This is a genomic window from Anabaena sp. 90 (assembly GCF_000312705.1).
GTDB classification, from domain to species: Bacteria; Cyanobacteriota; Cyanobacteriia; order Cyanobacteriales; family Nostocaceae; genus Dolichospermum; species Dolichospermum lemmermannii.
On the sequence record NC_019427.1, the window covers coordinates 981,086 to 1,005,893 of the forward strand.

A 24,808-nucleotide genomic window follows, 5' to 3' on the forward strand; every position below is an offset into this window, starting at 1 on the left:
GATCTATACTTCACCTATTGGTGTAATATATCATTTTAATCAGTTTCTTGACTTTCACCTATCTTACATTGCGGATTCTGGATATAGAAATGTATGTTACAAGTTATTTATTCTGACGAATTTTTAGATCACAAAACGGGAATCTACCACCCAGAAAAACCTGAACGGTTGACAGCAATAGTCAATGCTTTAAAAGCTGCAAATTTTGCCGAGAAAATTACCTGGAAACTACCTACACCCGTAATATCAAAACCATCTTTAATGTCTTGGATAGAAAGTGTTCACCCTATAAACTATATTAAAAAGGTTAAAGATATCTCCTCCTCCGGTGGTGGTTATTTAGACGGAGATACTCCCATTTCTCCCCGCAGTTATGATGTAGCATTATTGGCAGTTAGTGCTTGGTTAGATGGAGTAGATACAGTTCTTGATACAGCAAACAAAGCTTTTGTATTAGCACGTCCACCTGGGCATCATGCGGTAAGTGATACAGGAATGGGATTTTGTTTATTTTCTAATGCTGCAATTGCAGCTTTATATGCTTTGCAACAGCCTAGAATTCAGCGCGTTGCTATCCTAGATTGGGACGTACATCACGGAAATGGGACGGAAGCAATAGTAGAAACTCACTCAGAAATTGCTTATGTTTCTCTTCACCAGTATCCAGCTTATCCCGGTACAGGGAAAACTTCTCAACAAGGTTCACATAATAATGTCTTAAATTTACCTGTTCCCCCTGGTAGCGATATTACCGTCTATCAACCATTGTGGGAAAGAAAAATCTTACCCTTTTTAACTAATTTTTCGCCAGATTTACTGATTATTAGTGCTGGTTATGATGCTAATACTAATGATCCTTTAGCGAGTGTAAATTTGCAACCAGAAGATTTTGGTTTATTTACAGAATACTGTTTAGGTATAACCAAAAAAATTATGTTTGGTTTAGAAGGTGGTTATGATTTACCAAGTCTGGCTGAATCTGTAATTGCTACTATTAAACCTTGTATATGTTAGTATTTTTTAGTTAGTAAAATTCAGAATTTTGTTTTTTACTAATTTTATATTCCACTAGATTTAAGACTTTACCACTCTCGTTAATCAGATCATACTCTCTACCAATTTTACCTCCCATTTTTTCCGCAACCCTACGGCTGGCGGTATTTGCTTTATCCAAATCATATCTAAGATATTCATAATCTAAGTTTTCTTCAGCCCATAATTTCAGGGCTGCAATTGTTTCTGTGGCGTAACCTTGTTTATATGCTGATTTTTTCAGCCAAATTCCATATCGGGGGTATTTACTATTAATTTTATGTATCCCACTACATCCTAAAAACTCTTGAGAATCTTTCTTTAAAATCACAATTACTAACTCTTCTCCTTTTTCCATTTTTAGTAAAGATTGATGAATGAAAATTTCAGTATCCTGAATTTTTTTCGATGGTTTTGAAGATAAATAAGTCGTAACTTCCTGAGTAAATTCTCTAAAAATATCTGCCTTATATTCCATTGATATAGGCTGTAATAACAGACGGTGTGTAGATATCTTGAATTGGAGGAGTTCCATAGTTAGCACCAAAAGCTAAGTAATTATTAGAACAATCAAAATTACAACAATACTGCTATCAAAGTAGATCCAATTTTTACTTTCAGTGTTTTTTAGTATTGTACTTAACCGAATATAGTTAAAAGTTATCAAATTTTTAGTAATAAAATTTTGTCATCATGTCATGAAAGAGCTAAAGTTTTGTTAAGATCCGATTACAAGGAATTCAGTCACCTGGCTGTGAAGAAAAATTAGATAGTACCAGTAGCTGTATAAAGTTCAGAAGGTGAACAAATGACCACCTATATTTTTTTTGACCAAGCTCTTCAGATGCTTGTCAGTGCCTTTCTTGCGTCAGCTATCATGCTAATCGCCGTTTCAAGTATAGGTTTAGCCGTGATTGAAACCATTGAAAAAACAGGAGACAGTTAAAACTACGCTTCAAAGTAGGGACAGGGCTGAAAAAGTCAATAAGTAGTTTATTCTGTTGACGTTTCTGCCTTTTGTCCAATTTTTGGTTCTGTACCCGCAATTAATCGCTCAATATTGGTGCGGTGACGGATAATTACATATAAGCCGCCAGCAAAACCAAGAAGAATATAGGCTAAAGGTTGATGAAAAATTACCATTAAAATAGAAACCGCTACAGCCCCAGCAATAGAACTTAAAGACACAATTCTCGAAATGGCAATTACTACTGCAAAAACCCCTAATGTTGATAATCCTACTTGCCAACTAATAGCTAACAAAATTCCCACACCACTAGCCACAGATTTACCACCAGTAAAGCCGAGAAAGATTGATTTACTATGTCCTAAAAGGGCAGCTAAACCAGCTAAAGTGACTAAATAAGGTTGCCAAATTTCGATATTGACAATTGGTGGAATTAAGTTTTGAGTAGTAGCAATACTAAATAAAGCGTAACCTAAATTTATTGCTAATCCTCCTTTCAAAGCATCAATTAATAATACAAATGCCCCGGGAAGTTTTCCCAAAGTTCTCAGAACATTAGTTGCACCAGTTGAACCAGAACCAACTTCCCGAATATCAATTCCTTTTAATAGCTTACCTGCCAGATATCCAGTCGGAAAAGAACCAAAAAGGTAAGCTAAGAAAATCACCACTCCACACAAACTTAACCAAAGAAACATAAATTTGTCAGTTGTTAGTTGTCAGTTGTCAGTAGGGGCGAAGCATTTGGAAGATAAATTATCGGTCATTGCCAAAAATAGTTCTCCAGATGCTTCGCCCGTACAGTTGTCAGTTGTCAGTAGGGGCGAAGCATTTGGAAGATAAATTATCGGTCATTGCCAAAAATAGTTCTCCAAATGCTTCGCCCGTACAGTTGTCAGTTGTCAGTAGGGGCGAAGCATTTGGAAGATAAATTATCGGTCATTGCCAAAAATAGTTCTCCAAATGCTTCGCCCGTACAGTTGTCAGTTGTCAGTAGGGGCGAAGCATTTGGAAGATAAATTATCGGTCATTGCCAAAAATAGTTCTCCAAATGCTTCGCCCGTACAGTTGTTAGTTGTTTTGCCAATCACCAATCACCAATCACCAATGACTAATTAAAAATCATCGTCAAAATTCCGATCTTTCATAGTTTTCGGGTCAGGGGCAAAAGCTAACCAGAGAGGGAATTGCAGTAAAGCTAAACTAATTTGTTCCTCAGAATCATCAATGATAATAAAAGGCATTTGATTGGCTGTAACTAATCTCTCGGCTTTTTGGGCTAAAGCTGTCGGTGCTTCAAATAATACCACACCTCTGTCGGGGCCAAAATCAGGACGACCAATACCTAAACAATCTTGTAAACCGCGTCGCCATTCGCCTAAACGTTCTGGAGTATTTGCTAAAATCAGAGTTCGCACCCTGTCCCCATATAGTTGATGTAATATCGAAACTGCCGACGAAGCAATTAAAATATTCTGTAAGCGGCTACCCATTGTCCGCAAAGCACCCCGTCCACCTAAGGTAAATAACCAATTTGATAGTTTTTCGGCGTGAATTGGTTCAAAAGTCCGGCGTAACTGCCAGGGTGGTCCATAATAATCTGGCTGGTTACGATATTGGTCAAGCAAGCGGCGGATTTTTTTAGTAGTATCCTGAAACTGCTGTTGGCCAAGTTGTGGGGCTTCTAATTGTTCTTTAACAGGTTTTGCTTCTCCCTGTGGTGGTTTTTCCCGTTCTCGGACAGGTTGTACCAGTTGCATTTGTTCCGCCGCTGATGCCAAATCCTGTAAACTGCCTGTGAGATAGTCCTTAAAACCCTGTACCCGAATTGCTATATCTTGAGAAGTCCCCGCAAAAGTAGTCCGCATTTCATTGCGAATGCGTTCTTGACGACGTTCGAGTTGTTCTACAGAAATTTGTAAAGTTTGTTTGCGTTGTTCTAACTGCGATAATGACTCTTGGACAACTTGCGAAAGTGCGATTTGGGTTACACTTACTTGCTTCTGAAGGGTTTCATAAGTAATTTCCAATTGAGTAATTTCTGCTTTTAAGTCTGCTGACCTATGCTGCAACTGGATTACTTTTTGCGCTGGTTGTGTATATAGTGAATCTGCCGATTCTAATGCTGTTGTTTCTGTGGTTAATGACGTTACCAATTCACCAGATGCTTCAGCTTCTAATTCTAAATCAGCAGATGGTTTTTCTAGTATTTCATCTGTAGGAGGTTGCACTTCTATTTTTTCTAACCACTTATTTATGGTTTCTGGAGTTTGAGATTCTTCTGGGTTCATAAACAACAATATAAATTTTCAGACTTACTGAATTCAGCTATGAAATTCTCTTACTTTAATTTATGGCTGACACCGCACTATCAAAACTCTTCCCTTTGCGCCTTTGCTCCTTTGCGACTCTGCGCGAAACAACAAAATCTAATCAATGCGTGGACAACGTTCTTCTAAACAAGATTTTAAGGTTTTGGGGTCAAATAAAATTGGCAAAAAGTGAATACTGTTCACTTCTTTAAAATAGAACAAAATGGGAACTCGATTCCAGAATATTCGCCAATTTTGCCATTCTTGGTAAGGAAAACGCTTAATTAACTTTTCTCCTCTATAAAGATCAAAATCGGTAGCGGTAAATTGAAAGCGTAGTGTTACAGCTTGCAACATCAAAAACAAACCCAATAACGTCAATATTCCTCCCAACCAAGGTTGTACTAATAGTACGGGAATAGCGCCCAAGACTAAGACAACAGGAATATTGTAACTTGGCTTTAGTTCTACTGTTGATATGGTGTTAGGTGTCAATGAACTGGTCAAAATCTTTTCTCCTACTTTACATAATTCGTAATTCTTAACGACTCTATCTTGCCTCTAAATCATTTTACTAATCCACTACCCGGCCCCTGAAACATGACCCAAGACAGAAAGAAGTTGCTAATGAATATAACTAATAAGGCAGTGACAACAGCAGTTGTTGTTGATTGTCCCACACCTTTAGCACCTCCAGTAGTGGTTAAGCCCCAACTACAACCGATAATGGCAATTAACACACCAAAGCAAGCGGCTTTAATCATAGCACTGCCAATATCCCAGATATCGAGAAAGTCACGCGCTGAGTCTAGAAATACTGTATCTGAAAGGTTGTAAATATGAGTGGCTATAAGCATTCCCCCAGACATTCCTGTAATTAAGGATAACAAAGTTAAAATCGGCAGCATGATGAAGCAAGCCAGAAGCCGGGGAATGACTAGATAATCAATAGGATCTGTTTTTAACATTAACAGAGCATCTATTTGCTCTGTAACTTTCATTGTGCCGATTTCTGCCGCAAAAGCCGAACCTACCCTTCCAGCTAAAACTACTGCTGTTAATACGGGGGTAAGTTCTCTCGTCAATGCTACTGCTAACACGCCACCAACGAGGTTTCCTGCCCCAAAATTGATGAACTCCCTTGCTACCTGAATTGTAAATACTGCACCCACGAATATGGCTGTTAATAGGGCAATAAAGAAGGAATCGGGTCCAACTATTGCCAATTGTTCTAGGGTGTTCCGACGGTGAATTTTACCTTGGATTAGGTGAAATAAGACTTGTCCACCTAAAAATATCGCGGCCAGCAATCGCTGACTCCATGTTTCTAAACTGGATTTAGCCATTGGTCACTGGTAGTGGGGAATGGAATTAACATTACTAATATGCAAATTATTAACTTAGTTTACGACTAGTCTCATAAAATTGAGCGAGTTTTTACAGTGTTTTTACTTCTAGTAAACTGCACACTGAGATACAAACCCTGATTATTTCATGGTTTTACAGATTTGAAACATCGCAAACACTAAATGCACCTGGAGTAACTATTACCAGTACAACTTAATGAAAACTTAAGATTCTTGACGAAATGAATGTTTGGGAGCGATCGCCAGTATTGTAGAGAGTGGCAGATAAATTTTCGGCTATCTCTCAAGTTACCCACTATCCCGGTCTCACAATGACTATTTTTAGTAACTTTTTTCGCTCTCTCATCCTCACCACCATTTTTAGTTTTCTTGTCCCTGTCTTCTTCATTGGGGGTTTGTTGGTGGTTTTATGCCTTTTTGGCTATGTCCCTGGGCTACAAGGGATAATTTCCGATGTCTCTATCCAAATTCTGCATTTTCTCGCCACTTTCGGCAGTGGTAGTTCCTTCAACGGTCTCTTGACAATTGGTCTGACTTGTGGCTTTGTCGGGGCGTTATTTGATATCTATGTTTATTACCGCTATCAAATTCTCCGCACTGACTCTTAAAAGTTAATAACGCATTAAACCAGTGTTGATTATTTACACAATCAAAAACAAGTAATCTTAACCAGTCGTGAATTTTAGCTAATTTTTCTAAAAGCTATTGGCCTTGGGCTGGAAAATTCTGTTTTTTAATGTCCTTATTTTCCCAAATGCTTGTGCAGTGCAGTGGTACGACACAATATTTTTAGATGTCTATATTTAGTAAAAGCAAATATTTTTCAATACTTGTCTTTTGCTCCTTAAACATACCAAATAAAACTACACATCAAATCTAAAAATTTCCTAAAGCTTTTCAATAATGATCTAGCTGCTAACTTTTATTCATAGCCAGGAGAGGACAAAACAATTCAAAATAAAAAATTGTTACTCCCTGTCCCCTTCCCAAGCCCTAATTCCCAATCGGATTAAAGGTAAAGCCCGTTAGCTTCACCCTAGGCGTTCTATATTAAAGATATTCACAAAGATTAAAAAGTTATTTGATTGCCCATGATTTGGCCATTTAAGCCCAACTTTCGGAAACAAATTGCGCGGATTGAAGTTAGCGGTGCTATCGCTGGTGCAACCCGTAAGCACGTCCTAGAAGCCTTGAAAACAGTAGAAGAAAGTAAATTTCCCGCTTTATTACTACGCATTGATAGTCCTGGGGGTACAGTGGGAGACTCCCAAGAAATCTACAGCGCCCTCAAGAGATTAGCTAAAAAAACCAAAATTGTCGCCAGTTTTGGCAATATTTCCGCCTCTGGTGGCGTTTATATTGGTATGGGGGCAGAACATATCATGGCGAATCCAGGCACGATTACAGGCAGTATTGGGGTGATTTTGCGAGGAAATAACCTAGAAGTGCTGCTGGAAAAAATTGGCGTTTCTTTTAAGGTCATTAAGTCAGGACCCTACAAAGATATATTAGCTTTTGATCGGCAACTAACAGAACCAGAAGAAACTATTCTGCAAGACTTGATTGATTGTAGCTATCAACAATTTGTGGAAACGGTAGCAGAAGCTCGTTCACTGACTGTAGAAAAGGTAAAAAGCTTTGCTGACGGCAGGATTTTTACCGGACAGCAAGCCTTAGCATTGGGCGTTGTCGACCGCTTAGGAACAGAAGAAGATGCACGACGGTGGACAGCAGAATTAGTAGGACTTGATCCGGAGAAAACTCTTTGCTATACGCTAGAAGAACGGAAACCATTTTTGAGTCGTGTTTTACCGGGAAGTCGTCAAGCTAAATCGGTTATTGGTGCGGGAATCAATTGGCTAGAATTTGAAGTTTCTACCAGTGGTTTACCTATGTGGTTATATCGTCCATAGTAAAGTTGTCATTGGTCATTAGTCATTAGTCATTAGAAGTAGGAAACAACTGACAACTGACAACTGTACGGGCGAAGCATTTGGAGAACTATTTTTGGCAATGACCGATAATTTATCTTCCAAATGCTTCGCCCCTACTGACAACTAACAACTGACAACTAACAACTGACAACTGACAAAAGGAGGATTTTAGAAGTGGAATGGCAAATGCGAGCAATTCGGGGTGCAACAACCGTTGCAGAAAACAGCGTCGAAGCAATTCGAGATTCAGTGACAGAATTATTAGATGAATTGGAGCAAAGAAATCAACTCCAACCGGACGATATGATTAGTGTGACTTTTTCAGTAACAAAAGATTTAGATGCTATTTTCCCAGCAGCGATCGCTCGCAGTCGTCCTTTGTGGGATAGTGTAGCTATGTTGGATGTTCAACAAATGCACGTTGAGGGCAGTTTACCGCGCTGCATTCGCTTTTTAATTCACGCTAATTTACCAACATCTACCCCCATTCACCATATTTATTTACGTCAAGCAGCTAAACTGCGTCCAGATTGGAGTTTACCCCAAACGTTACAAACTTCACAGCACGTATTGGAGACGAAAGTTTAAAATTAGCAGGTCAATAACATAATTAAAGTTAGCGCATTCATGAGCTATTACAGTGGTGACGCGGCTGCTCAACCTGCTGCTATTGGTGGGAGTATTTTCACTCATCGGGGTACTGGTGTATGTGTGAAATTAGACGCTTTTTTGAATATTCTCACCAAAGGTGAAGAGCCGCTTGTCATTGTCACCAGTGAAGGTTATTTTACGAAAATATATAAGTATGTGACGGCGTATAAGGGTTTTGTATTTTTCACAGAATCCTTAGATAAATTGGAATTTAGTAGCAATATTGAAGTGATATACGCGCAGAGTTTAGGGACGGATATTTGAAGTGACAATTGACAAGGTAAAATATTGAAAATAACTATTTAACTGGAAAAATTTGGTTGTCTTTCAATATCTGACTAGATTGGCATATATAAGACTAATTTTGAAAAAAGATGCCAAAAAAAATTAGAGAGCTTAAGCAAATGCTTGTCCAGGCTGGTTTTACAGAACTACCAGGAAAAGGAAGTCATACTAACTGGATACATCCCCTATATTATGGAAAGGTAACGATTTCAGGCAAAGATGGAGCAGATGCTAAACGCTACCAAGAAAAGGAAGTAAAACAGGCAATTGAGTCAATAGTGGATAAGAAAGAAGATGAATAAACTCAAGTACCAAATGATAATTCAGTGGTCTGAGGAAGATAATTGCTTCTTAGTAGGATTCCCTGATTTTCCAGGACAAAAATGGCGCACTCATGGGGATACTTACGAGTTAGCCGTAACCAATGGAATTGAAGCCTTAGACTCTCTTATTATTGCTTACGAAGCTGCGGGTGATGCACTTCCAAAACCGACAGTTTGTAATGCGGCATAGGCAAGCATTGAAGTAAAATAACCCAACAATGCTGGTTGGGTTTTCTGACCTGGTTTTTGGGTTGATTAAATCATATTATTACGTATAATTACTGTATGTTACTAAGCCAATAGTTAATACATTATACTCACTGTTGTTGTCTTAAATACAAAATCGGGCGATCCTTGGTTACAGAATCCTTAGATAAATTGGATTTTGGTAGCAATATTGAGGTGATTTACGCGCAGAGTTTAGGGACGGATATTTGATAAAATAAATCAGATGGCGGATAAATATTAATCCCTTGCTGGTTATCAAATATATTCGACATTGTGTTAAAAAGATAATTAAAGCTTCTGCTGCTTTATCTAGCAGGAGTTTCAGCATATATGTCACTTTACTTAGGGCAAAGAAATCGTAACGGGTTAACCGATAGACAAATAGAATATTGTATTGAGGCTTGGCAAGTCTTATGTGGTGATGAGGATAGAATCCTAATTACAGATGAAGCCAATATAAATAGTTCTCGAACGCGTTTTGTAGAAGATAGAAATGTTGTTGATTTAGGAGCAGATGCTTATCCTGGAAATAACTCTAGTGCAAATTCTCGAATGTCTGTCCTTGCCTGTTTAGCTCACGAATTATCACATATGCAACGTTTTGATAGGGAATATAGGCGACCTTTGGATATGCCTGATATACTTATTGATGAAGCTGAAACAAGTTTGAATGCTTCTTTTCATATTGCGCTCGGTTCAAAAGATAGAGAAGACTTAATAGAAGATGCAAGAGATAGACTAATCGAATGGTTAGATAATCAATCCCAGTCAAGAGAATAACTATGATTACAAGAGTAGAGCCAAGTGGTGTAATCCTAAAAGATATCTGTGAGATTCAAACAGAAAAGTGTGTTGCCAAAGATTCACCAGCAGCTATTACGGCTGTATGGTATTCTCCAGGACGTAAACAGGTTAATGTATGTCGCTCCTGTCTCGATGAAATGGTACGCAGGGGAGAATGGGAGGTTAAAGGTGCTAGGTTAAGTCCTCGCCCTGATATAACTATTTTTGATGCAGAAGGAAAAATTCAGCTAATAGCAGAAGTTAAGAAGATATCTCTATCCGCAACATCTGCCCAACTTCGGCGTGCAACTGAAATCAGACGTAATTTACTAGCACACTCAGCCATACGAAATACTCCCTTCTTTCTCATTGCTTTTCCTGATAATTTCTATTTATGGAAAGAAGAAACACCTGATAGAGATCACGAATCAGCAGACTATCAATTTAATGCCAAGAATACTATTAAAAACTATGCAGAGAAAAGACAAATTTCTCTAGAAGAAATGTCTCCACAAGAGTTTGAGTTATTAGTTTATGATTGGTTAAGAGATTTAGTTAATTCTCAAAGCTCCAAAGATAGTTTAGAATGGGCAACTACATCAGGACTTTATGATGCTATCAAAGATGGTTCAGTTGCAATGAATGTTACATTACCAGAAACATCACATTCTGTGTTGATTTAGTGTGTAAGAATAATAGCTTATACCCAATAAAAGTTTAATAATTCAGGTAAGGTGATAAGATCCCCGACTTCTGTGATCAATTTATTATTTATGGACAGAATAAATAAAAGAAGTCGGGGATCTGGGTATCAACAAGTATCACAGATGAATACTTACAACTTCAGATGTAGAAAAACACATCAATGGTGATGAAAATGAATACCTATGAAAACATCATAGACAAACTCAAAAAAGTCCTTCTTCTGCAATAACCCAGAAGTTTGCGGACTACCCTTTTCATCCAATAATGGCTTCATCAAATAATAAGCTGGCTGATAATTATACCAAGGAATCGAAGGCCAGAGATGATGAATTAAATGGTAATTCTGTCCCAAAATCAGAATATTGAGAACCTTACCAGGATAGACGCGGGCATTTTTCCAGCGATTTCGCTCCACAAAGGGACGGTGGGGTAAATAATCAAAAAAGAACCCCAAAGTTATTCCAATCACAAAAGCGGGAATAAACCAAAAGTTAAGAATATAGCCCAAAAAATGATATTGGACAGAAATATAAACAATAGTAATGACAATTAAGCGACTAATAAACCATTCTAGTAGTTCATAATTCCGCCATAACCGTCTTTGGAAGAAAAATACCTCATGGTACAAAAATCTCACCGCAATTAACCACAGGGGACCACCTGTAGAAACATAATGATCTGGGTCATCTTTAGGGTGATTTACATTACCATGATGCTGTAAATGTACTCGTGTAAATACTGGAAAAGCAAAAACTAGGATTAAGGCACTACAATGCCCTAAAATAGCGTTAACAATGCGATTGCGATGGGCAGACTGGTGACAAGCATCATGAATCACCGTTCCTGAACAATGTAACGCCAGAGTATTTATACTAAAACATAACCAATCTGGCCATTCCCAACACCAATACCCAAAGTTGGATAAAACCAACATGATCACCACTACTAAAAACAGTAGTAACGTCGGGTTAAAATCACCAGGAGGTGATAAAAGTTCTTTTGGGGGGATTGTCAGTGGCTTTTGTGCCTCCGACGTGAGCATTACTAACTCCTTTAATAATCAATCTTTACGGATCATACTATTAATCTTAGTTAAGAGTAAAGTTATGTAAAGCAAGATTTATTCACAGTCTGGCTGCAGAATCAATAAATCAGGCTATGATTCTTTGCTAAACCAGCGCTGTAGACAAAAAACTCTCCCAGAAGCAGGTTGCCGATCAGATTAGTGTACGATATCAAATCTATACCATAATTACCTCTCTAACCGCTTATAACATTGATATAGCAGTTACTCAAAAAGAGAGTCCGTTTAATTCATACCAATTTGTAAAATGATGGCGATTAATGGAAAAATGGGTGTTGCTGATTTGAGGTATGAACGTGATTTTTAATGATGTGAAAACTCTTGTAGAGACGTTCCATGGAACGTCTCTACACCTCAATTCATACTTGGTTTCAGCAAGTCCGAAAAATGATTTGCTGATACAGTCAGTATTTCATCATCCAAAATCTCAAATTTCAAATGGTATGAGACAACATGACGATTAATTCCCAGGTAGATCCCAAAAATCTTGAACCCAGCCCATGACGAAATTAAGAGATTCTCAGCGCCGAACTAAAATTGTTGCTACTATTGGACCTGCTACCAGCAGCCCAGAAATGCTAAAAGCGATTATTGAAGCGGGCGCAACAACCCTGCGGCTAAACTTCTCCCATGGAACTCATGCTGATCATCAGCGCAGTATTCGGTTAATTCGGCAAACCGCTTTTGAACTGAATAGACCAGTAGCAATTCTGCAAGACTTACAGGGGCCAAAAATTCGCTTGGGGCGGTTTGAAACTGGCTCTATAATTCTAGCAAAAGGCGATCGCTTCACGTTAACAAATCGCCTCATCGAAGGAACACAGCAAATAAGCTGCGTTACCTACGATTACTTAGCAGATGAAGTTCCCGTTGGTTCAAATATCCTCCTCGATGATGGCAAAGTCGAAATGGTAGTAGAGGAAATTAACCGCGAAAAAGGTGATTTACATTGTCGGGTTACAGTTCCCGGTAAACTTTCCAACAACAAAGGTGTTAACTTTCCGGGAGTTTACTTATCCATTAAAGCCATGACCGACAAAGACCGCGAGGATCTGATGTTTGGTCTAGACCAAGGTGTTGACTGGGTAGCCCTTTCCTTTGTTCGCAATCCCCAGGATATTATCGAAATTAAAGAACTAATTTCCAGCACTGGCAAAAATGTGCCTGTGGTTGCCAAAATCGAAAAGCACGAAGCCATTGAACAAATGGAAGCAGTTCTATCTTTGTGTGATGGGGTGATGGTGGCTAGAGGTGATTTAGGGGTAGAATTACCCGCCGAAGATGTACCCGTACTGCAAAAGCGGCTCATTGCGACAGCCAACCGTTTGGGTATTCCCATCATTACCGCCACCCAAATGCTCGATAGCATGGTCAGCAACCCCCGTCCCACCCGTGCGGAAGTATCTGATGTCGCCAACGCGATTTTAGACGGTACAGACGCGGTCATGCTTTCCAATGAAACCGCTGTTGGTAGTTTTCCAGTGGAAGCTGTAGCTACTATGGCCAGAATTGCTGAACGGATTGAACAAGAAGAAACCCTGAACACCAACTCCCGTCTGTCACGAGATAACAGGCGTTCTATTCCCAATGCGATTAGCCAAGCCGTTGGTCAAATTGCGGAAAATTTGGGCGCGGCGGCAATTATGACTTTGACACAAACCGGGGCTACAGCCCGCAACGTTTCTAAGTTCCGTCCCAAAACCCCAATTTTAGCCATTACACCTCATGTCAATGTGGCAAGACAGTTACAGATGGTATGGGGAGTTAGACCGCTGTTGGTGCTAGAATTACCTTCTACGGGTCAGACATTCCAAGCGGCTATTAATGTTGCCCAGGAAAAAAACCTCTTAACTGAAGGTGATTTAGTCGTCATGACTGCTGGTACACTTCAAGGCGTTTCTGGGTCAACGGACTTGATTAAAGTAGAAATAGTCACTGCCGTACTCGGTCAGGGAATTGGTCTAGGACAAGGTTCTGTAAGTGGCCGCGCTAGGGTAGTTCATAATGCTATGGATGCCAGTAATTTCAACCCTGGTGATATTTTGGTGGCATCCCGCACTGGTGTTGATTACGTAGAAGCAATTCGCAAAGCCGGGGGGATTATTACTGAGGAAGAAAGTCTCACAAGTCACGCCGCTGTTATTGGTTTACGTCTTGGTGTGCCTGTGATTGTGGGTGTCAAGGAAGCGACACAGGTAATTAAGGATGGGGCGATTTTGACTTTGGATATGCAGCGAGGTTTAATTTACTCTGGTGCTGTGGGAACTTAAATTCAATCGCTAATCTAATAATCTCATAGCATTAGCACTGCCCCGACTATGAAACAGATAAGTGGAAGCAGTGCTTTTTATTGACACTCTGCGGTCTAAAGACACGCAGATTCTTTAAGACTTGCTTAAAAAGGATAGTCAATTATCCTCCTAGACGCTCAAGGCAACTACCAGTACGACAGGTATTGCAATTGCGCTTACTTTTGATTTTTTTTTGCTGCTTTTGTGAGTCCATCAATTTTTAATGTTAAACGCTCCATGATTTACCATTGCTTGTTTACCCAGGCTACGGCTATGCCGAGACGAGATAAATCAGGGGTTTCTCCTTAATAAAACACTTCTTTGCGCTGATGGTTATTCCTACTTGCTAATTAATTCTATCATGTCACCGCGAATAAATTCGCCGTTGGCACTTCCTCCACTGTCTAAGAGGATGTTTGAAAAGTGGTATTCCGTAATTTTCATCACATTGCTACCCCCCTTTCCCCTTGTAAAGGGGGGAAACAATAAAAATCCAGTTCCCTCCCCTTTACAAGGGGAGGGTTAGGGTGGGGTAAAAAATATTTGATACATCAACCATAACTTTTCAAACACCCTCTAAAGCCAAGTGGCTTCCGTGCCTTTCGTTCTATTTGGTGATACTTTTGTGATAGGGTCCTATTGAATTGACTTTCTTAATTCTTTGAGAACTTTACCAATACCAACGAAATCGGTATCCTTATAAAGTTTCCTGAGATTTTCTGCCTCGCTGGTGAGAATAATGCCATTGTAGGCAACAATGGCATCGTTCAGCTTGTTGATATCTACATTTATTGCCGCACCAGATTGAGCAATAACAAGAATAGGTTTCAAAGCTTTAGTGCTGGCTACTAGCTGTCCTGATGTTGCTTGGGCTAGGGGCTGATTTGGTAAGGAACCTTGAGTAGAACCAAACAAACCTGTGAGAGATGTGACTAGTGCTGTTACTAGTTGTGGGGAAATACCCGCAGCAGTGAAGCTGTTTGTCAGAGCTACCGCAACTTGTTGTGACCCAGCACCGCCTGTCAGCAGTGAAGCAACGTTAGCAGCACTACCACCGCCTGTTGTACCACCACCTGTTGTACCACCACCTGTTGTACCACCACCTGTTGTACCACCACCTGTTGTACCACCATCTGTTGTACCGCCTGTTGTACCACCTGTTGTACCGCCTGTTGTACCGCCTGTTGTACCACCTGTTGTACTAAGAGCCTGAGTAATAGCAGCAGCCACCTGATTCACAGTAACCTGGACTTGCGGTGAAAGAGTGATCACAATAGAGTTTCCCGTTGCACCGTTTGTTACAGTGATACCAGGTGAAGTTGGTTCTACAGTTGCTGCTGAAACGGTAATTGTAAGTGATGCCGTAGTTGTGTCACCAGTTGTGCCACCAGTTGTGCCACCAGTTGTACTAACCGCCGACAGACTACCTGTTGTGGAAACACCAGTTGTAATGGCGGGTGAAACACCAGATATGATGGGAATGGTGATAGAAATTCCTGTTGCTGTTGTTGCTGTTACTGCTGGTGTTGTTGTTCCTCCTATCGTTGTTGTTGTTGTTGTTGTTGTTGTTGTCGTTGGCGTGGAAAAACCACTAGTTTGTGAAGCACCAGTAGCAGCACCACTGTCAACTCCAGCCGTACCTTTACTAACTTGGGCTTGGTTTGGTAATTGCCAAATAACGGATAGTACAGGACTAAGACTGAGGGCAAAAAGGAGATTTCTGATTTTCAACATGATAATGATTCTTTAAATATTGAAGTGTTTATTTAGGCAAGAAATTGAAACCATAACCTACACTCAAGGAGAATACTGTGCCGCCTGCGGTGTTCTCAGTGAGATCCGAAGCTTGGGCTGTAATTGTTAAGGGTAAAGTCGGCACAGGAACAAAGGAAGCCCCAACGTTGAAACCAATTCCACTCCAACCTAGACCTACACCTACTTGGGGATGAACTTGCACACCTGCTCCAGCAAATACACCCGTACTGGCATTACCTTGCCTGAAATCGCCACCCCCAGCCCCTAGTGAGAAGGAGATAGGCATTTTATTAACAGGATCATTAGGCTTTAAAAGGGAGTAAGTTGTTACCACGCCATAAACGCTGGAAGGTCTAATAGGTTCAATACTAGCTTCAGTCTTATACTGAGCAAAGGTTTTCCAGCCAGCAGCTACACCGACTTGATTGGTTCCTTTGGCATAGACAATGCGGTGAGCTTTGAGGTCAAAAGTTCCATTACTACCAAATCTTTTGATACTACCGTTGTTGAAGGATAATTCCAAACCAACTGTTTTTTGGGAATTTCCTAAGCCAAAACCGAGACTGGTACTTCCGTCTATATCATTTAGACTGTTACCTCTCGTACCAGCGGTTGCCCCTGATGCTCCTATAAAAGCGTCACCCATGTTAGCTCCGAAGGCACTGGGAGCAGCAAAACTGAGTCCTGGTGGGTAAGTTGGCTTAGGTAATACTATCTTGGCTTTGATTAGGGGTTCAACTAATAACTCTTGGCGGATTTTATTGAGATCATTGGTATCACTGTCGGCATTTTGGGCAATTAGTTGTTTTTGCCCAGGAGTAGATTCAACCTTTGGTTTTAAGTCTGCGGCTGTGAATACTTGTTTGGTATCGGCTAAAGAAGTGGTTGTTGTCGTTTGATCTGTAATTAATTCATTATTGAGATTTGCTGCTACCATGTCATCTGCCGCAGATGCGGAATTAACTGAGATAGTTGTTCCCAGCAGTAAGCTTGGTAAGGTTAGCCATAAACTCAAGTAGACAAAATGTCTTAAATAATTGACTAGTCTAATAGAATGCTTTTTTATCTTCAAAATATTACTCCTCACAAGATGTTATGCAGTGGCAAAAATCTATAAACAGATATAGCTAGGTACAAAAAAATGTTTAACTCTGACTGAATTAACATTCAGGCAAAATAACTAACTATTTTGTGTATAGACCGACAAAGACTTGGGCAGACACTTGTGATTATACAGGGAATATAACTTTAAAGGCAAGCATTAGATACTGTCCGTTTGCTGATTTTGAGATCCAAAGGGGAATTAAAGCCTTGATGCAAAAGGAACTCAGTGATTTTCAAGTAATTCTGTAATGATTCTTAAAATTTATGATCATTCCAGAAGGCTTTCAGAGGCGATTATTTAAGGAACAGGGATAGCATAAATCATAAAATGGTGAAAATCCTACAAGCAATAGAAAATAACATTTATGGATCGTTGTTTACGGAAATACCCTCAATAATCTTTACAATTTAACTTGTGCTAAATGACTGCGGGGGTTATAGGTACGGATAGCTCGAATTTTTTCATAGTATTCCCGCTCTTGGGGTGTGAGGTCTTTTGGGGGAGCGATCGCTACTTTCACAAATTGATCACCACGTCCGCCTTTAGCTACAGGCCAACCCTTACCACGTAAGCGCAGAGATTGACCAGAACGAACTCCCGCAGGTAATTTGACACTAACATGACCATCGGGTGTGGGTACATCTATCGCTGCACCTAATGTGGCTTCATCAGGGGTAATTAAGACTTCGCAAACCAGATTGTCCCCTTCAAGTTGGAAAAAAGTATGGGGTTGTAATTCTACCTTTAAGTATAAATCTCCCCGTTGTTGACTCATGGGGTTAATTTGGCCTTTTCCTTTCACCCGTAGACGAGTCCCAGTTTTAGCGCCACCAGGAATACGCACATCAATAGTTTCGTTGCCTAAACTAAACCGTTTTTGAACACCGGAAAATGCTTCGGCAAAAGTTAAAATAATTACAGCTTCTGTATCTTGTGTACCACCAGCACCGCCATCTTGAAGACCAAAATCGTTAAAACCGCCACCTGGTCTACCTGGAGAAGTTCGATAAGAGTAACTTTGTCGTCCGCTGCCAGGACCTGCACCACCAAATAATTCAGTTAAGAAGTCATTAAAACTGCCGTATTGACCAAAATCAACTCCCCCCATATCCCCAGGACCACCACCGGGAAAACCTTGACCAGCTTGTTTCCAATATTGACCAAATTGGTCGTATTTTTTGCGTTTATCTGGGTCTGATAATACTTCGTAAGCCTCATTAACTTCTTTAAATTTGGCTTCAGCCTGTTTGTTATTGGGGTTAACATCAGGATGAAATTTACGGGCTAGTTTGCGAAAAGCTTGTTTAATTTCTTCTGAAGTGGCAGTTTTACTAATTCCCAACATTGCATAATAGTCTTTAAAGTCGGTTGCAGCCATCTACTAGCCTCCTGTAGAAGTTTAGGTTATGTTTTTTTTCTAAGATATGAAATTTACTATTAATCAACCTTTGTGGGGGCTGAGTTTTTTCTGTGGACTGTTTCCTTTTATTTGGTCTAGTACAGCACGGCGCAAATAAACCAACCATTCTTAATCGCCAAAAAGCTTGCTGAATATTACTTTTGACTTCCGCCTTGCGGTACTAGTGCCAGGCAAAAGATTCTGATGTTAAACTAACAAACAATTGCCAAAATTAAGTGTGGTTCTTGCTGAATGTACTGGCGCAATTCCCGTACTCTTGCCATGATGAACAGAAAATAAGTTCATCTATTCCTTCTTCTTTACTGGGGGGAGCATCCCGGAGTTGACGGGACATTCGGAGAATTATCTCTTCAGGAACTTGGCGAATCCGGCTTTGATTCCTTGCTAAACATAGCCAAACTGGAGTTCTCACCCAAACCCCCATAATATAACTAAAGCCACAATTACGGGCTAGGGTAATCACTTCCCGGCGATTTTTCCTTTGGGCGTTGGTAGCATCGAAAATCACCCCTTTATCTGCGGTTATGGCTGTTTGCAATTGTTGTTCCAGTTCCCGCCAAATTAGCAGCCAAGGTCCTTGAATTGCTTCTGAACCAAAAAGCTGCCCCCGGATAGCATCTGTGGAAATTAGCTGCATCTGGGGGCATTCTGTGAATAATTGTTTTGCTAGGGTTGATTTACCGCTACCAGGAAGACCAATTAGCAAAATTAATTTAGTCATAGGGAATAGGGAATAGGGAATAGGGAACAGGGAACAGGGGACAAGAAAGATAAATCATCCAATTACCAATTACCAATTACCAATTACCAATCACTACTAACTAAATGATTGTACCATCAGGAATTACAGCATTTTTGAGAACAACAACAATGCCGCTACGGATGTAGAAGCCTTGCTTTTCTCGTTCTGCTTCTTGGATGTTGTCTTTATTGATAATTTTCACATTGTGACCAATGCGGGCATTTTTATCAATGATGGCACGGCGAATAATGGTGTCTGTACCAATACCGACGGGAATATCATTTTCCTCTAAACTGCATTGTCTTTCAACAGATGGTTGATAATAGTCAGCGCCCATGATTAGGGTTTCTTCAATTACAGATCCTGATTCTATGCGCGATCGCACTCCCAAAACTGAATGTTGAATGCGACAATCTTTCAAAATACAACCGTCACCAATCATAGATTCTGTGATTTGGCAATTCAGCAGTTTAGAAGGTGGTAAATAACGAGCGCGAGTATAGATTGGTGCTGCTTCATCGTAGAAGCTAAAGGGAGGAAGGGGTTGCTTCGTCAGGGCTAAATTAGCCTCATAAAAAGATTCAATTGTCCCAATATCTTCCCAGTAGTCATCAAATAAGAAGGCTTGAACGTTGTGATCTTTAGCAGCTTCGGGAATAATCTCTTTACCAAAATCAGTTTGTTCTAAAGATTGTTTCAACAACTTAATCAAAACATCTTTTTTAAAGACATAAATCCCCATGGAGGCGATATATGGCTGTAATGCGGCTTGTTCTTTTGTCAATCCCAATATGGTGGTATCAACACGCATTTGTGCTAAAGCTTCACCTTTGGGTTTTTCGCTAAAATCAATTACCCTACCCGATTCATTAATTTTCATCAAGCCAAAATCGGAGGCGCGACGATCATCCATGGGAATGACGGAAAGTGTAATATCAGCATTTGTATCTCTATGCCGCTGGATAAACTGCCGGTAATCCATGCGGTAAAGGTGATCACCGGAAAGAATCAGAAATTCTTCTACATCCCACTCTTGTAACATCCAGATGTACTGACGCACAGCATCAGCCGTCCCTTGGAACCAGTTGGGGTTTTCTGGGGTTTGTTGTGCTGCTAACACTTCTACAAACCCATCACTAAACCCACTGAAGTTGTAAGCACGGGCGATGTGACGATTCAGAGAGGCTGAGTTAAATTGAGTCAGGACGTAGATTTTGAATATTTCGGAATTGATGCAGTTGCTAACAGGGATATCTATGAGACGATATTTCCCGGCCACTGGTACTGCTGGTTTGGCGCGGAGTTTAGTTAACGGATAAAGCCGAGTCCCCGCACCCCCACCCAGAATAATTGCTAAAACTTTTTTCACAAAATTTCTCCCAACTGCCTTTCACTCTCATCTCCAGTTTAGGACTGTATGTAACAACTGATAAAGGGGGATCAAAGAATCTTAGGGATGAATTTTTGAGATGGTAGTAAATTAGCCAAAATAGAACTTATGTACTATAGTGGTGGGTGGCAGGAGAGTCTAAATTTATAGTTGAAGCAGTATTGCCAATATGAACATTTTGTGCTACTTTTAAGTAGCAATTTACTATTAAAGTTATCATGTTTCAACAACTATCACTATTTGAAGATAGAAATACTCATATTGCTAACTGTTTTTATAGAAGCATTGAGGAGTCTGGTTTTAACTATCAAGAAATTGATATAGGTGATATCACATTTAAAGCAGGACAAACAGAGTCAGTACATAGATGGTATCGGCTGACCCCTAGCTATTCGCCAAATTTAGTTCGCTTTTTTATTGATATATTTAAAATTAGTAAAGATGATTTTGTCGTTGATCCATTTAGTGGTAGAGGCACAACAGTTATTGAATGTCAGAAGCATGGAATTAAGGCTATGGGAATTGAGATTAATCCTCTACTTCAGCAAGTGGGAAATAAGTCGTTACTATGGAATATTGATAATACGCATTTAATTAATATTTATCTTGAAGAAATATTTGATACGATTAAAAAATATCAGACATTTTCACTAGAAGATGTTATTGAGATATTCAATACCAGAGTTCCAATTATTCATAATGTCTTTCGTTGGTGGAAAATTCATGTGTTAAAGAATTTGATTATTTGCCGTGAGATAATGAATCAGGAAAAATATAATCCTATTTCTGAATATATCTGGTTATCTTTGAATAAAGCGTGTTTAGATTGTGCAAATATTCATAGAAATCATCCAACTATTACATTTGATGATAATCATCAGAGGGAGATAGATGTTTATTTGGAAATTAGTACAAATCTCCAGAACATAAAGGAAGATTTGATCAAGCTCAATCAAAAGCAAATATTATTTTCAAATTTTAACTCCATTATAGTCGGTAATTCCACAAACAACTTACAAAATACGATTATTAATCGTTCTATAGATTTTGTAATTACTTCACCTCCCTATCCAAATCGTTATAGTTATATTCATCAAACCAGACCTCAATTGCATTTCTTAGAACTATTAGAAGATATTAGTGAAGCTACGGAAATAGATTTACAAGCAATAGGTGGAACATGGGGTAGAGCGACTTCAATTTTACAGAAGGATTTAATTATAGTTCCTGATGAGATTAAGCCATATCTTTCTTACTATGATGAGCTTAAAAATCAAAATATCTTGATGTGTAATTATGCCACCAAATACTTTATTGATTTGTGGAAACATATAAAATGTTTAAAACAGAGCGTATCCAGAAATTTTCAAGGTGTTTACGTTGTGGGTAATTCTAGGCTCTCAAATGTAGAGATATTTACAGAGGTGATTTTGGGGCAGCTTTTTCAACACGAGGGTTTTGAAGTTGAGAAAATAATTTCCTTTAGGAAAAGGGGTGGTAAAAAACGTTTGTATGAAACAGCAGTATGTATTAAAAATTAGAGAAAATATGAGAAAATATTATCTATCTCTTTTTTCAACAACTCTGAATTTCTCTGAAGGAAATTATAAAGGTCGAAACCAGTAATAGTATGAACTAAATCAAAACTGTTTCTTCCTTCATAGAGTTCCCAACTCTTTGATAATCTAAGTACAGGGCTTTTTAAAGATGTATTGCAGAAAATTAACATTACAGGCAGAATTTCGTAAGACTTCAAAGCTAAGGACGTATCATAATCAGCCTGAATTCTTTTAGAATCACCAATTTGATAGCATGAACGGACTTCAAATCCTATTCCTTCATATTTAATCCAATCTGAGGGAATATTTTGATTGAACTTATCTTTTCTGATTAATCCATCAGTGGATCGAACCTGGTCACGTTTACCAATTTTAACATTGACACTAAAGTGTAGTTCATTCTCATTTAATCCAAAACTCTCTTTTAATAAATAGGCAAATAAATTCTCATACATATCACCAAGTTTGCGATGTAAGGAGGTTACAAGATTTCCTCCCACTCTGGCAATAATGTATCTTTCGTCGTCCAAACCTAAAGAGCCAAAAGCAGGATCATTAGCTATTAATTGCTGAAATTCCTCTTTGTTATTGACACCAGAATAGCTTTTATAAGGTTTAAATTTTGAAACTTTTCTAATATTTCCTATAGCTATATTCAGTAACTCATCTTCATTTATCATTTTGTGTTTTCTCCATTTTCTATTGGATTATCAAACAAATCTTTAGCTGTAACTTGAAGAGCATCAGCTAAACGAAAAATATTCATTAAACTAATATTTCGTTCACCTCGCTCTACAGCACCAATATATGTACGATGTAAGTCAGATTTTTCAGCCAATTCATCTTGGGAAAGTTTTAAACTTTTTCTGAAATAGCGAACTCTGATCCCAAAAGCGTCCATTCTAGCATCCATATTTAAAAAATGTGTGCTTCAATAGAGTAAACATTTTACCTCATCAAAACCAAATTATTATATAATTTTATCTGACCTTGACTCTGTTTATAAAAAATTATGGCTTTCAATTTAGACCTGATTTAGCTCATTTCCTTTACCCAGAAATAGCGATCGCAAAAAACTGTATTTGGGGCTTGACAATTGATTTAAAATTTGTTATCATGAAGTTGATAAGGAAGAACTATCTTGAAATAAAACCAATTATTCGTGAGGTTTGATCGTGGTTATTACTCAAACCAGTCCCCCCAATATTACTCAGGATATAACAACAACTCACTTCACTCCAGATGAGTATCGAGTGATGGAGGAAACCGCAGCCGAAAGACATGAATATTGTAACGGAGAAATTATTGCAATGGCTGGAGGTTCAGAAGTTCATAGCCGTCTTACCGTCAATATTACTACTTTACTTAATGTAGCTCTCAGAGACACTAATTTTCAAACTTATAATGGGGACTTAAGAATCTGGATTTCTGAGTTTAATCATGGTACTTATGCTGATGTTCTTGTAATTAATGGTGAACCGGAGTTTAACGGTGAGCGCACTGACGAAATTCTCAATCCTCTGGTAATTGTGGAAGTTTTATCACCCTCTACTGAAGGTTATGATAGAGGTGATAAATTTAGAAAATATCGCTCACTTCCTAGCTTTTGCGAATATCTGCTAGTTAGCCAAACTGAACCCTATATTGAGCATTATCACAAACTTGATGATAGTAGCGATAGCGTTCGCGGAGCGTCCCGGAGGGAACTAGCGCTGCTGCAAGCAGTTCGCTGGCAATGGCAAGTTTACGATCATCTTGATCAGTCTATATTAGTACATAGTTTAAACGTAGAAGTCCCCCTTGCTGAAGTTTATCGCCGCATTAATTTCTAAAAGCTGACTCACGATTTATACTAAACACGGTTGGGAAATGGACTTTTACGAAATCATGAAAAACCTAGATTTGTAGGGGTTTAGCACTGCTCATTGGTGTCAACTTAAGTTAGAAATGGCTTATCTATTGGCTTTCACACCCACCAGGGAATAAATTCCCTGTCTAATAGCTCAAGTCCGTTAAAACGGACTAATAAATTTTCCTAGTATTCAGTCATCTTTAGATGACTTCCGCTATTAGACTGGGAATTTATTCCCAGGCGGGTTATGGGTTTTACGTTAAGTTGACACCAATGAGCAGTGCTAAACCCCTACCCACAGAATCAAATAATTAAGCCGTGTTGAGTATATAGCGGTAATCTTTAAAGCTGGTTCGTTACAGTTAATTAAGCGATCGCCTAATTCTAATGCTTGAGCAATGTTACCCAAGCGAATGGCGTTGGCTAGTTGTAAACTATTAGCAGCACTTTCACAAGACTAATTCTTTCACCATATCCCCATTGACTGTTTTACCCAAAGCTTATGTTTTGAGCTTTTCTAGTTCGGTGAATATCAGTCGTGTATGATTGCCTGTGTAATCAATCAATACTTTGTAAGCATCGGTGGTGAGTGTTACACTTACTTCGTCAGCTAAAGTACGAGCTTGCTGTATTAATGCTTGGGTTTGCCATTGGGGAATGAGAGGAAATTCCTGTACCTGTGCGTACTCCAGTAGTAATTTGACTGATTTATTTCTCGCGTCAGGTTTGTGAGTGTTGGTGATCAGGAGGGTATTTGTTGAGGGAATTTTGGGGAGAATGGACTCTAACTGCAACAAAATTTCTTTTGAACAAACTCCCAGTAATGTGCTGTTGGTGTACTAATCTTCCTCCACTCCCAACTGGTGGTGTCATGATATCGGATAATGCTTGAGGAATGGTTTCTTTAGATTCTGGGGGGTATTCTGTATAGTTGAAGTTTGCCCATTGTTGATCTAGAGTGTGGGTTTTTAGTTGTTTGATGGTGCGAGTTAGAAAGAATTCGTTTTCACCACGGTAAATGTT

Annotated in this window: 34 protein-coding genes; 17 read left to right on the plus strand and 17 right to left on the minus strand. The window is 39.1% G+C overall.

The window, feature by feature from the left end; genetic code table 11:
- Window positions 1–93 precede the first annotated feature (93 nt).
- On the plus strand, window positions 94–1,014 hold the full coding sequence (locus ANA_RS04480) for a histone deacetylase family protein (RefSeq protein WP_015078869.1): 921 nt from the start codon (window positions 94–96) through the stop codon (window positions 1,012–1,014).
- A 10-nt stretch (window positions 1,015–1,024) separates the two neighbouring features.
- Here ANA_RS04480 and ANA_RS04485 read toward each other — a convergent pair whose 3' ends face one another.
- Window positions 1,025–1,567, minus strand: a complete 543-nt coding sequence (locus ANA_RS04485; RefSeq protein WP_015078870.1) for a GNAT family N-acetyltransferase — start codon at window positions 1,565–1,567, stop codon at window positions 1,025–1,027.
- A gap of 273 nt (window positions 1,568–1,840) precedes the next feature.
- Between ANA_RS04485 and ANA_RS26935 the strand changes: the two genes are divergently transcribed.
- Window positions 1,841–1,978, plus strand: a complete 138-nt coding sequence (locus ANA_RS26935; RefSeq protein WP_015078871.1) for a hypothetical protein — start codon at window positions 1,841–1,843, stop codon at window positions 1,976–1,978.
- Window positions 1,979–2,025: 47 nt separating this feature from the next.
- Here the strand turns inward: ANA_RS26935 and plsY are convergent, their stop codons facing one another.
- Window positions 2,026–2,697 carry a glycerol-3-phosphate 1-O-acyltransferase PlsY gene (plsY, locus tag ANA_RS04495; protein WP_015078872.1) on the minus strand — a complete coding sequence of 224 codons (672 nt, stop codon included), beginning with the start codon at window positions 2,695–2,697 and terminating at the stop codon, window positions 2,026–2,028.
- 4 nt (window positions 2,698–2,701) lie between these two features.
- Here plsY and ANA_RS27345 point away from each other — a divergent pair, with 4 nt between their 5' ends.
- The 4 genes from ANA_RS27345 to ANA_RS27360 are packed head-to-tail and all read left to right on the plus strand — an operon-like array spanning window position 2,702 to window position 3,118.
- A complete protein-coding gene (locus ANA_RS27345) occupies window positions 2,702–2,842 on the plus strand; it encodes a hypothetical protein (protein ID WP_235081948.1) in 141 nt (46 codons plus the stop codon).
- Window positions 2,787–2,930 (plus strand): hypothetical protein, encoded by a 144-nt coding sequence (locus tag ANA_RS27350; protein ID WP_168694533.1) that lies wholly within the window; start codon window positions 2,787–2,789, stop codon window positions 2,928–2,930. The genes ANA_RS27345 and ANA_RS27350 overlap by 56 nt, the downstream gene beginning before the upstream one ends.
- Window positions 2,875–3,018, plus strand: coding sequence for a hypothetical protein (locus ANA_RS27355; RefSeq protein ID WP_168694533.1), 144 nt, complete (start codon window positions 2,875–2,877; stop codon window positions 3,016–3,018). The genes ANA_RS27350 and ANA_RS27355 overlap by 56 nt, the downstream gene beginning before the upstream one ends.
- Window positions 2,963–3,118: a hypothetical protein gene (locus ANA_RS27360; protein ID WP_235081949.1), complete on the plus strand. Its 156-nt coding sequence runs from the start codon at window positions 2,963–2,965 to the stop codon at window positions 3,116–3,118. The genes ANA_RS27355 and ANA_RS27360 overlap by 56 nt, the downstream gene beginning before the upstream one ends.
- On the opposite strand, the gene ANA_RS04500 is transcribed toward ANA_RS27360, so the two are convergent.
- From ANA_RS04500 to ANA_RS04510, 3 genes are all read right to left on the minus strand, one after another.
- Window positions 3,115–4,290 carry a DUF3086 domain-containing protein gene (locus ANA_RS04500; protein WP_015078873.1) on the minus strand — a complete coding sequence of 392 codons (1,176 nt, stop codon included), beginning with the start codon at window positions 4,288–4,290 and terminating at the stop codon, window positions 3,115–3,117. The two genes, ANA_RS27360 and ANA_RS04500, sit on opposite strands and share 4 nt — an antisense overlap.
- Window positions 4,291–4,428: 138 nt before the next feature.
- Window positions 4,429–4,818, minus strand: a complete 390-nt coding sequence (locus ANA_RS04505) for a DUF3119 family protein (RefSeq protein WP_015078874.1) — start codon at window positions 4,816–4,818, stop codon at window positions 4,429–4,431.
- Between the two features lie 59 nt (window positions 4,819–4,877).
- Window positions 4,878–5,657, minus strand: coding sequence for an MlaE family lipid ABC transporter permease subunit (locus tag ANA_RS04510; protein ID WP_015078875.1), 780 nt, complete (start codon window positions 5,655–5,657; stop codon window positions 4,878–4,880).
- Between the two features lie 332 nt (window positions 5,658–5,989).
- Here ANA_RS04510 and ANA_RS04515 point away from each other — a divergent pair, with 332 nt between their 5' ends.
- Both ANA_RS04515 and sppA read left to right on the plus strand, forming a co-directional pair.
- On the plus strand, window positions 5,990–6,286 hold the full coding sequence (locus ANA_RS04515; protein WP_015078876.1) for a hypothetical protein: 297 nt from the start codon (window positions 5,990–5,992) through the stop codon (window positions 6,284–6,286).
- Window positions 6,287–6,769: 483 nt separating this feature from the next.
- Window positions 6,770–7,591 carry a signal peptide peptidase SppA gene (gene sppA, locus ANA_RS04520; RefSeq protein WP_015078877.1) on the plus strand — a complete coding sequence of 274 codons (822 nt, stop codon included), beginning with the start codon at window positions 6,770–6,772 and terminating at the stop codon, window positions 7,589–7,591.
- 18 nt (window positions 7,592–7,609) lie between these two features.
- Here the strand turns inward: sppA and ANA_RS28100 are convergent, their stop codons facing one another.
- Window positions 7,610–7,735, minus strand: coding sequence for a hypothetical protein (locus ANA_RS28100; RefSeq protein WP_256380190.1), 126 nt, complete (start codon window positions 7,733–7,735; stop codon window positions 7,610–7,612).
- Window positions 7,736–7,786: 51 nt separating this feature from the next.
- Here ANA_RS28100 and aroH point away from each other — a divergent pair, with 51 nt between their 5' ends.
- The 6 genes from aroH to ANA_RS26940 all read left to right on the plus strand — a co-directional run bounded on the left by aroH (window position 7,787) and on the right by ANA_RS26940 (window position 10,565).
- Window positions 7,787–8,200: a chorismate mutase gene (aroH, locus tag ANA_RS04525; RefSeq protein WP_015078878.1), complete on the plus strand. Its 414-nt coding sequence runs from the start codon at window positions 7,787–7,789 to the stop codon at window positions 8,198–8,200.
- Between the two features lie 39 nt (window positions 8,201–8,239).
- Window positions 8,240–8,527 carry a hypothetical protein gene (locus tag ANA_RS04530; RefSeq protein ID WP_015078879.1) on the plus strand — a complete coding sequence of 96 codons (288 nt, stop codon included), beginning with the start codon at window positions 8,240–8,242 and terminating at the stop codon, window positions 8,525–8,527.
- Between the two features lie 110 nt (window positions 8,528–8,637).
- Window positions 8,638–8,850: a type II toxin-antitoxin system HicA family toxin gene (locus ANA_RS04535; protein ID WP_015078880.1), complete on the plus strand. Its 213-nt coding sequence runs from the start codon at window positions 8,638–8,640 to the stop codon at window positions 8,848–8,850.
- Window positions 8,843–9,061, plus strand: a complete 219-nt coding sequence (locus ANA_RS04540) for a type II toxin-antitoxin system HicB family antitoxin (protein WP_015078881.1) — start codon at window positions 8,843–8,845, stop codon at window positions 9,059–9,061. The genes ANA_RS04535 and ANA_RS04540 overlap by 8 nt, the downstream gene beginning before the upstream one ends.
- A 368-nt stretch (window positions 9,062–9,429) precedes the next feature.
- Complete coding sequence (locus ANA_RS04545) at window positions 9,430–9,879, plus strand: hypothetical protein (RefSeq protein ID WP_015078882.1); 450 nt, start codon at window positions 9,430–9,432, stop codon at window positions 9,877–9,879.
- 2 nt (window positions 9,880–9,881) lie between these two features.
- A complete protein-coding gene (locus ANA_RS26940) occupies window positions 9,882–10,565 on the plus strand; it encodes a hypothetical protein (protein WP_015078883.1) in 684 nt (227 codons plus the stop codon).
- Window positions 10,566–10,744: 179 nt separating this feature from the next.
- On the opposite strand, the gene crtR is transcribed toward ANA_RS26940, so the two are convergent.
- A complete protein-coding gene (gene crtR, locus ANA_RS04555; RefSeq protein WP_015078884.1) occupies window positions 10,745–11,629 on the minus strand; it encodes a beta-carotene hydroxylase in 885 nt (294 codons plus the stop codon).
- Between the two features lie 542 nt (window positions 11,630–12,171).
- On the opposite strand from crtR, the gene pyk reads away from it, so the two are divergent.
- Window positions 12,172–13,941, plus strand: coding sequence for a pyruvate kinase (pyk, locus tag ANA_RS04560; protein ID WP_015078885.1), 1,770 nt, complete (start codon window positions 12,172–12,174; stop codon window positions 13,939–13,941).
- Window positions 13,942–14,598: 657 nt separating this feature from the next.
- Here the strand turns inward: pyk and ANA_RS26430 are convergent.
- From ANA_RS26430 to ANA_RS04590, 5 genes are all read right to left on the minus strand, one after another.
- Window positions 14,599–15,696, minus strand: coding sequence for a hypothetical protein (locus ANA_RS26430; RefSeq protein ID WP_015078887.1), 1,098 nt, complete (start codon window positions 15,694–15,696; stop codon window positions 14,599–14,601).
- Between the two features lie 28 nt (window positions 15,697–15,724).
- The gene (locus ANA_RS04575) at window positions 15,725–16,789 is read right to left on the minus strand and encodes a hypothetical protein (protein WP_015078888.1); all 1,065 of its coding nucleotides are present in this window, start codon (window positions 16,787–16,789) and stop codon (window positions 15,725–15,727) included.
- A 433-nt stretch (window positions 16,790–17,222) separates the two neighbouring features.
- Window positions 17,223–18,200, minus strand: coding sequence for a DnaJ C-terminal domain-containing protein (locus ANA_RS04580; RefSeq protein WP_015078889.1), 978 nt, complete (start codon window positions 18,198–18,200; stop codon window positions 17,223–17,225).
- A gap of 253 nt (window positions 18,201–18,453) precedes the next feature.
- Window positions 18,454–18,963 (minus strand): AAA family ATPase, encoded by a 510-nt coding sequence (locus tag ANA_RS04585; protein ID WP_015078890.1) that lies wholly within the window; start codon window positions 18,961–18,963, stop codon window positions 18,454–18,456.
- Between the two features lie 100 nt (window positions 18,964–19,063).
- On the minus strand, window positions 19,064–20,353 hold the full coding sequence (locus tag ANA_RS04590) for a glucose-1-phosphate adenylyltransferase (protein ID WP_015078891.1): 1,290 nt from the start codon (window positions 20,351–20,353) through the stop codon (window positions 19,064–19,066).
- 239 nt (window positions 20,354–20,592) lie between these two features.
- Here ANA_RS04590 and ANA_RS04595 point away from each other — a divergent pair, with 239 nt between their 5' ends.
- Complete coding sequence (locus tag ANA_RS04595) at window positions 20,593–21,915, plus strand: DNA methyltransferase (RefSeq protein WP_015078892.1); 1,323 nt, start codon at window positions 20,593–20,595, stop codon at window positions 21,913–21,915.
- On the opposite strand, the gene ANA_RS04600 is transcribed toward ANA_RS04595, so the two are convergent.
- Window positions 21,912–22,613: a hypothetical protein gene (locus ANA_RS04600; protein WP_015078893.1), complete on the minus strand. Its 702-nt coding sequence runs from the start codon at window positions 22,611–22,613 to the stop codon at window positions 21,912–21,914. The genes ANA_RS04595 and ANA_RS04600 overlap by 4 nt on opposite strands.
- Complete coding sequence (locus ANA_RS04605) at window positions 22,610–22,846, minus strand: helix-turn-helix domain-containing protein (protein ID WP_041457682.1); 237 nt, start codon at window positions 22,844–22,846, stop codon at window positions 22,610–22,612. Before ANA_RS04605 ends, ANA_RS04600 begins: the two co-directional genes overlap by 4 nt.
- A gap of 262 nt (window positions 22,847–23,108) precedes the next feature.
- Between ANA_RS04605 and ANA_RS04610 the strand changes: the two genes are divergently transcribed.
- On the plus strand, window positions 23,109–23,765 hold the full coding sequence (locus tag ANA_RS04610; protein ID WP_015078895.1) for a Uma2 family endonuclease: 657 nt from the start codon (window positions 23,109–23,111) through the stop codon (window positions 23,763–23,765).
- Between the two features lie 303 nt (window positions 23,766–24,068).
- Here ANA_RS04610 and ANA_RS28105 read toward each other — a convergent pair whose 3' ends face one another.
- The 3 genes from ANA_RS28105 to ANA_RS28115 form a co-directional block, all read right to left on the minus strand.
- A complete protein-coding gene (locus ANA_RS28105) occupies window positions 24,069–24,194 on the minus strand; it encodes a hypothetical protein (RefSeq protein WP_256380192.1) in 126 nt (41 codons plus the stop codon).
- Window positions 24,195–24,285: 91 nt separating this feature from the next.
- A complete protein-coding gene (locus ANA_RS28110; RefSeq protein ID WP_254433057.1) occupies window positions 24,286–24,582 on the minus strand; it encodes a hypothetical protein in 297 nt (98 codons plus the stop codon).
- Entirely contained in the window at window positions 24,506–24,805 is a 300-nt protein-coding gene (locus ANA_RS28115; protein WP_371260398.1) for a hypothetical protein, read from the minus strand. The genes ANA_RS28110 and ANA_RS28115 overlap by 77 nt, the downstream gene beginning before the upstream one ends.
- Window positions 24,806–24,808 lie beyond the last annotated feature (3 nt).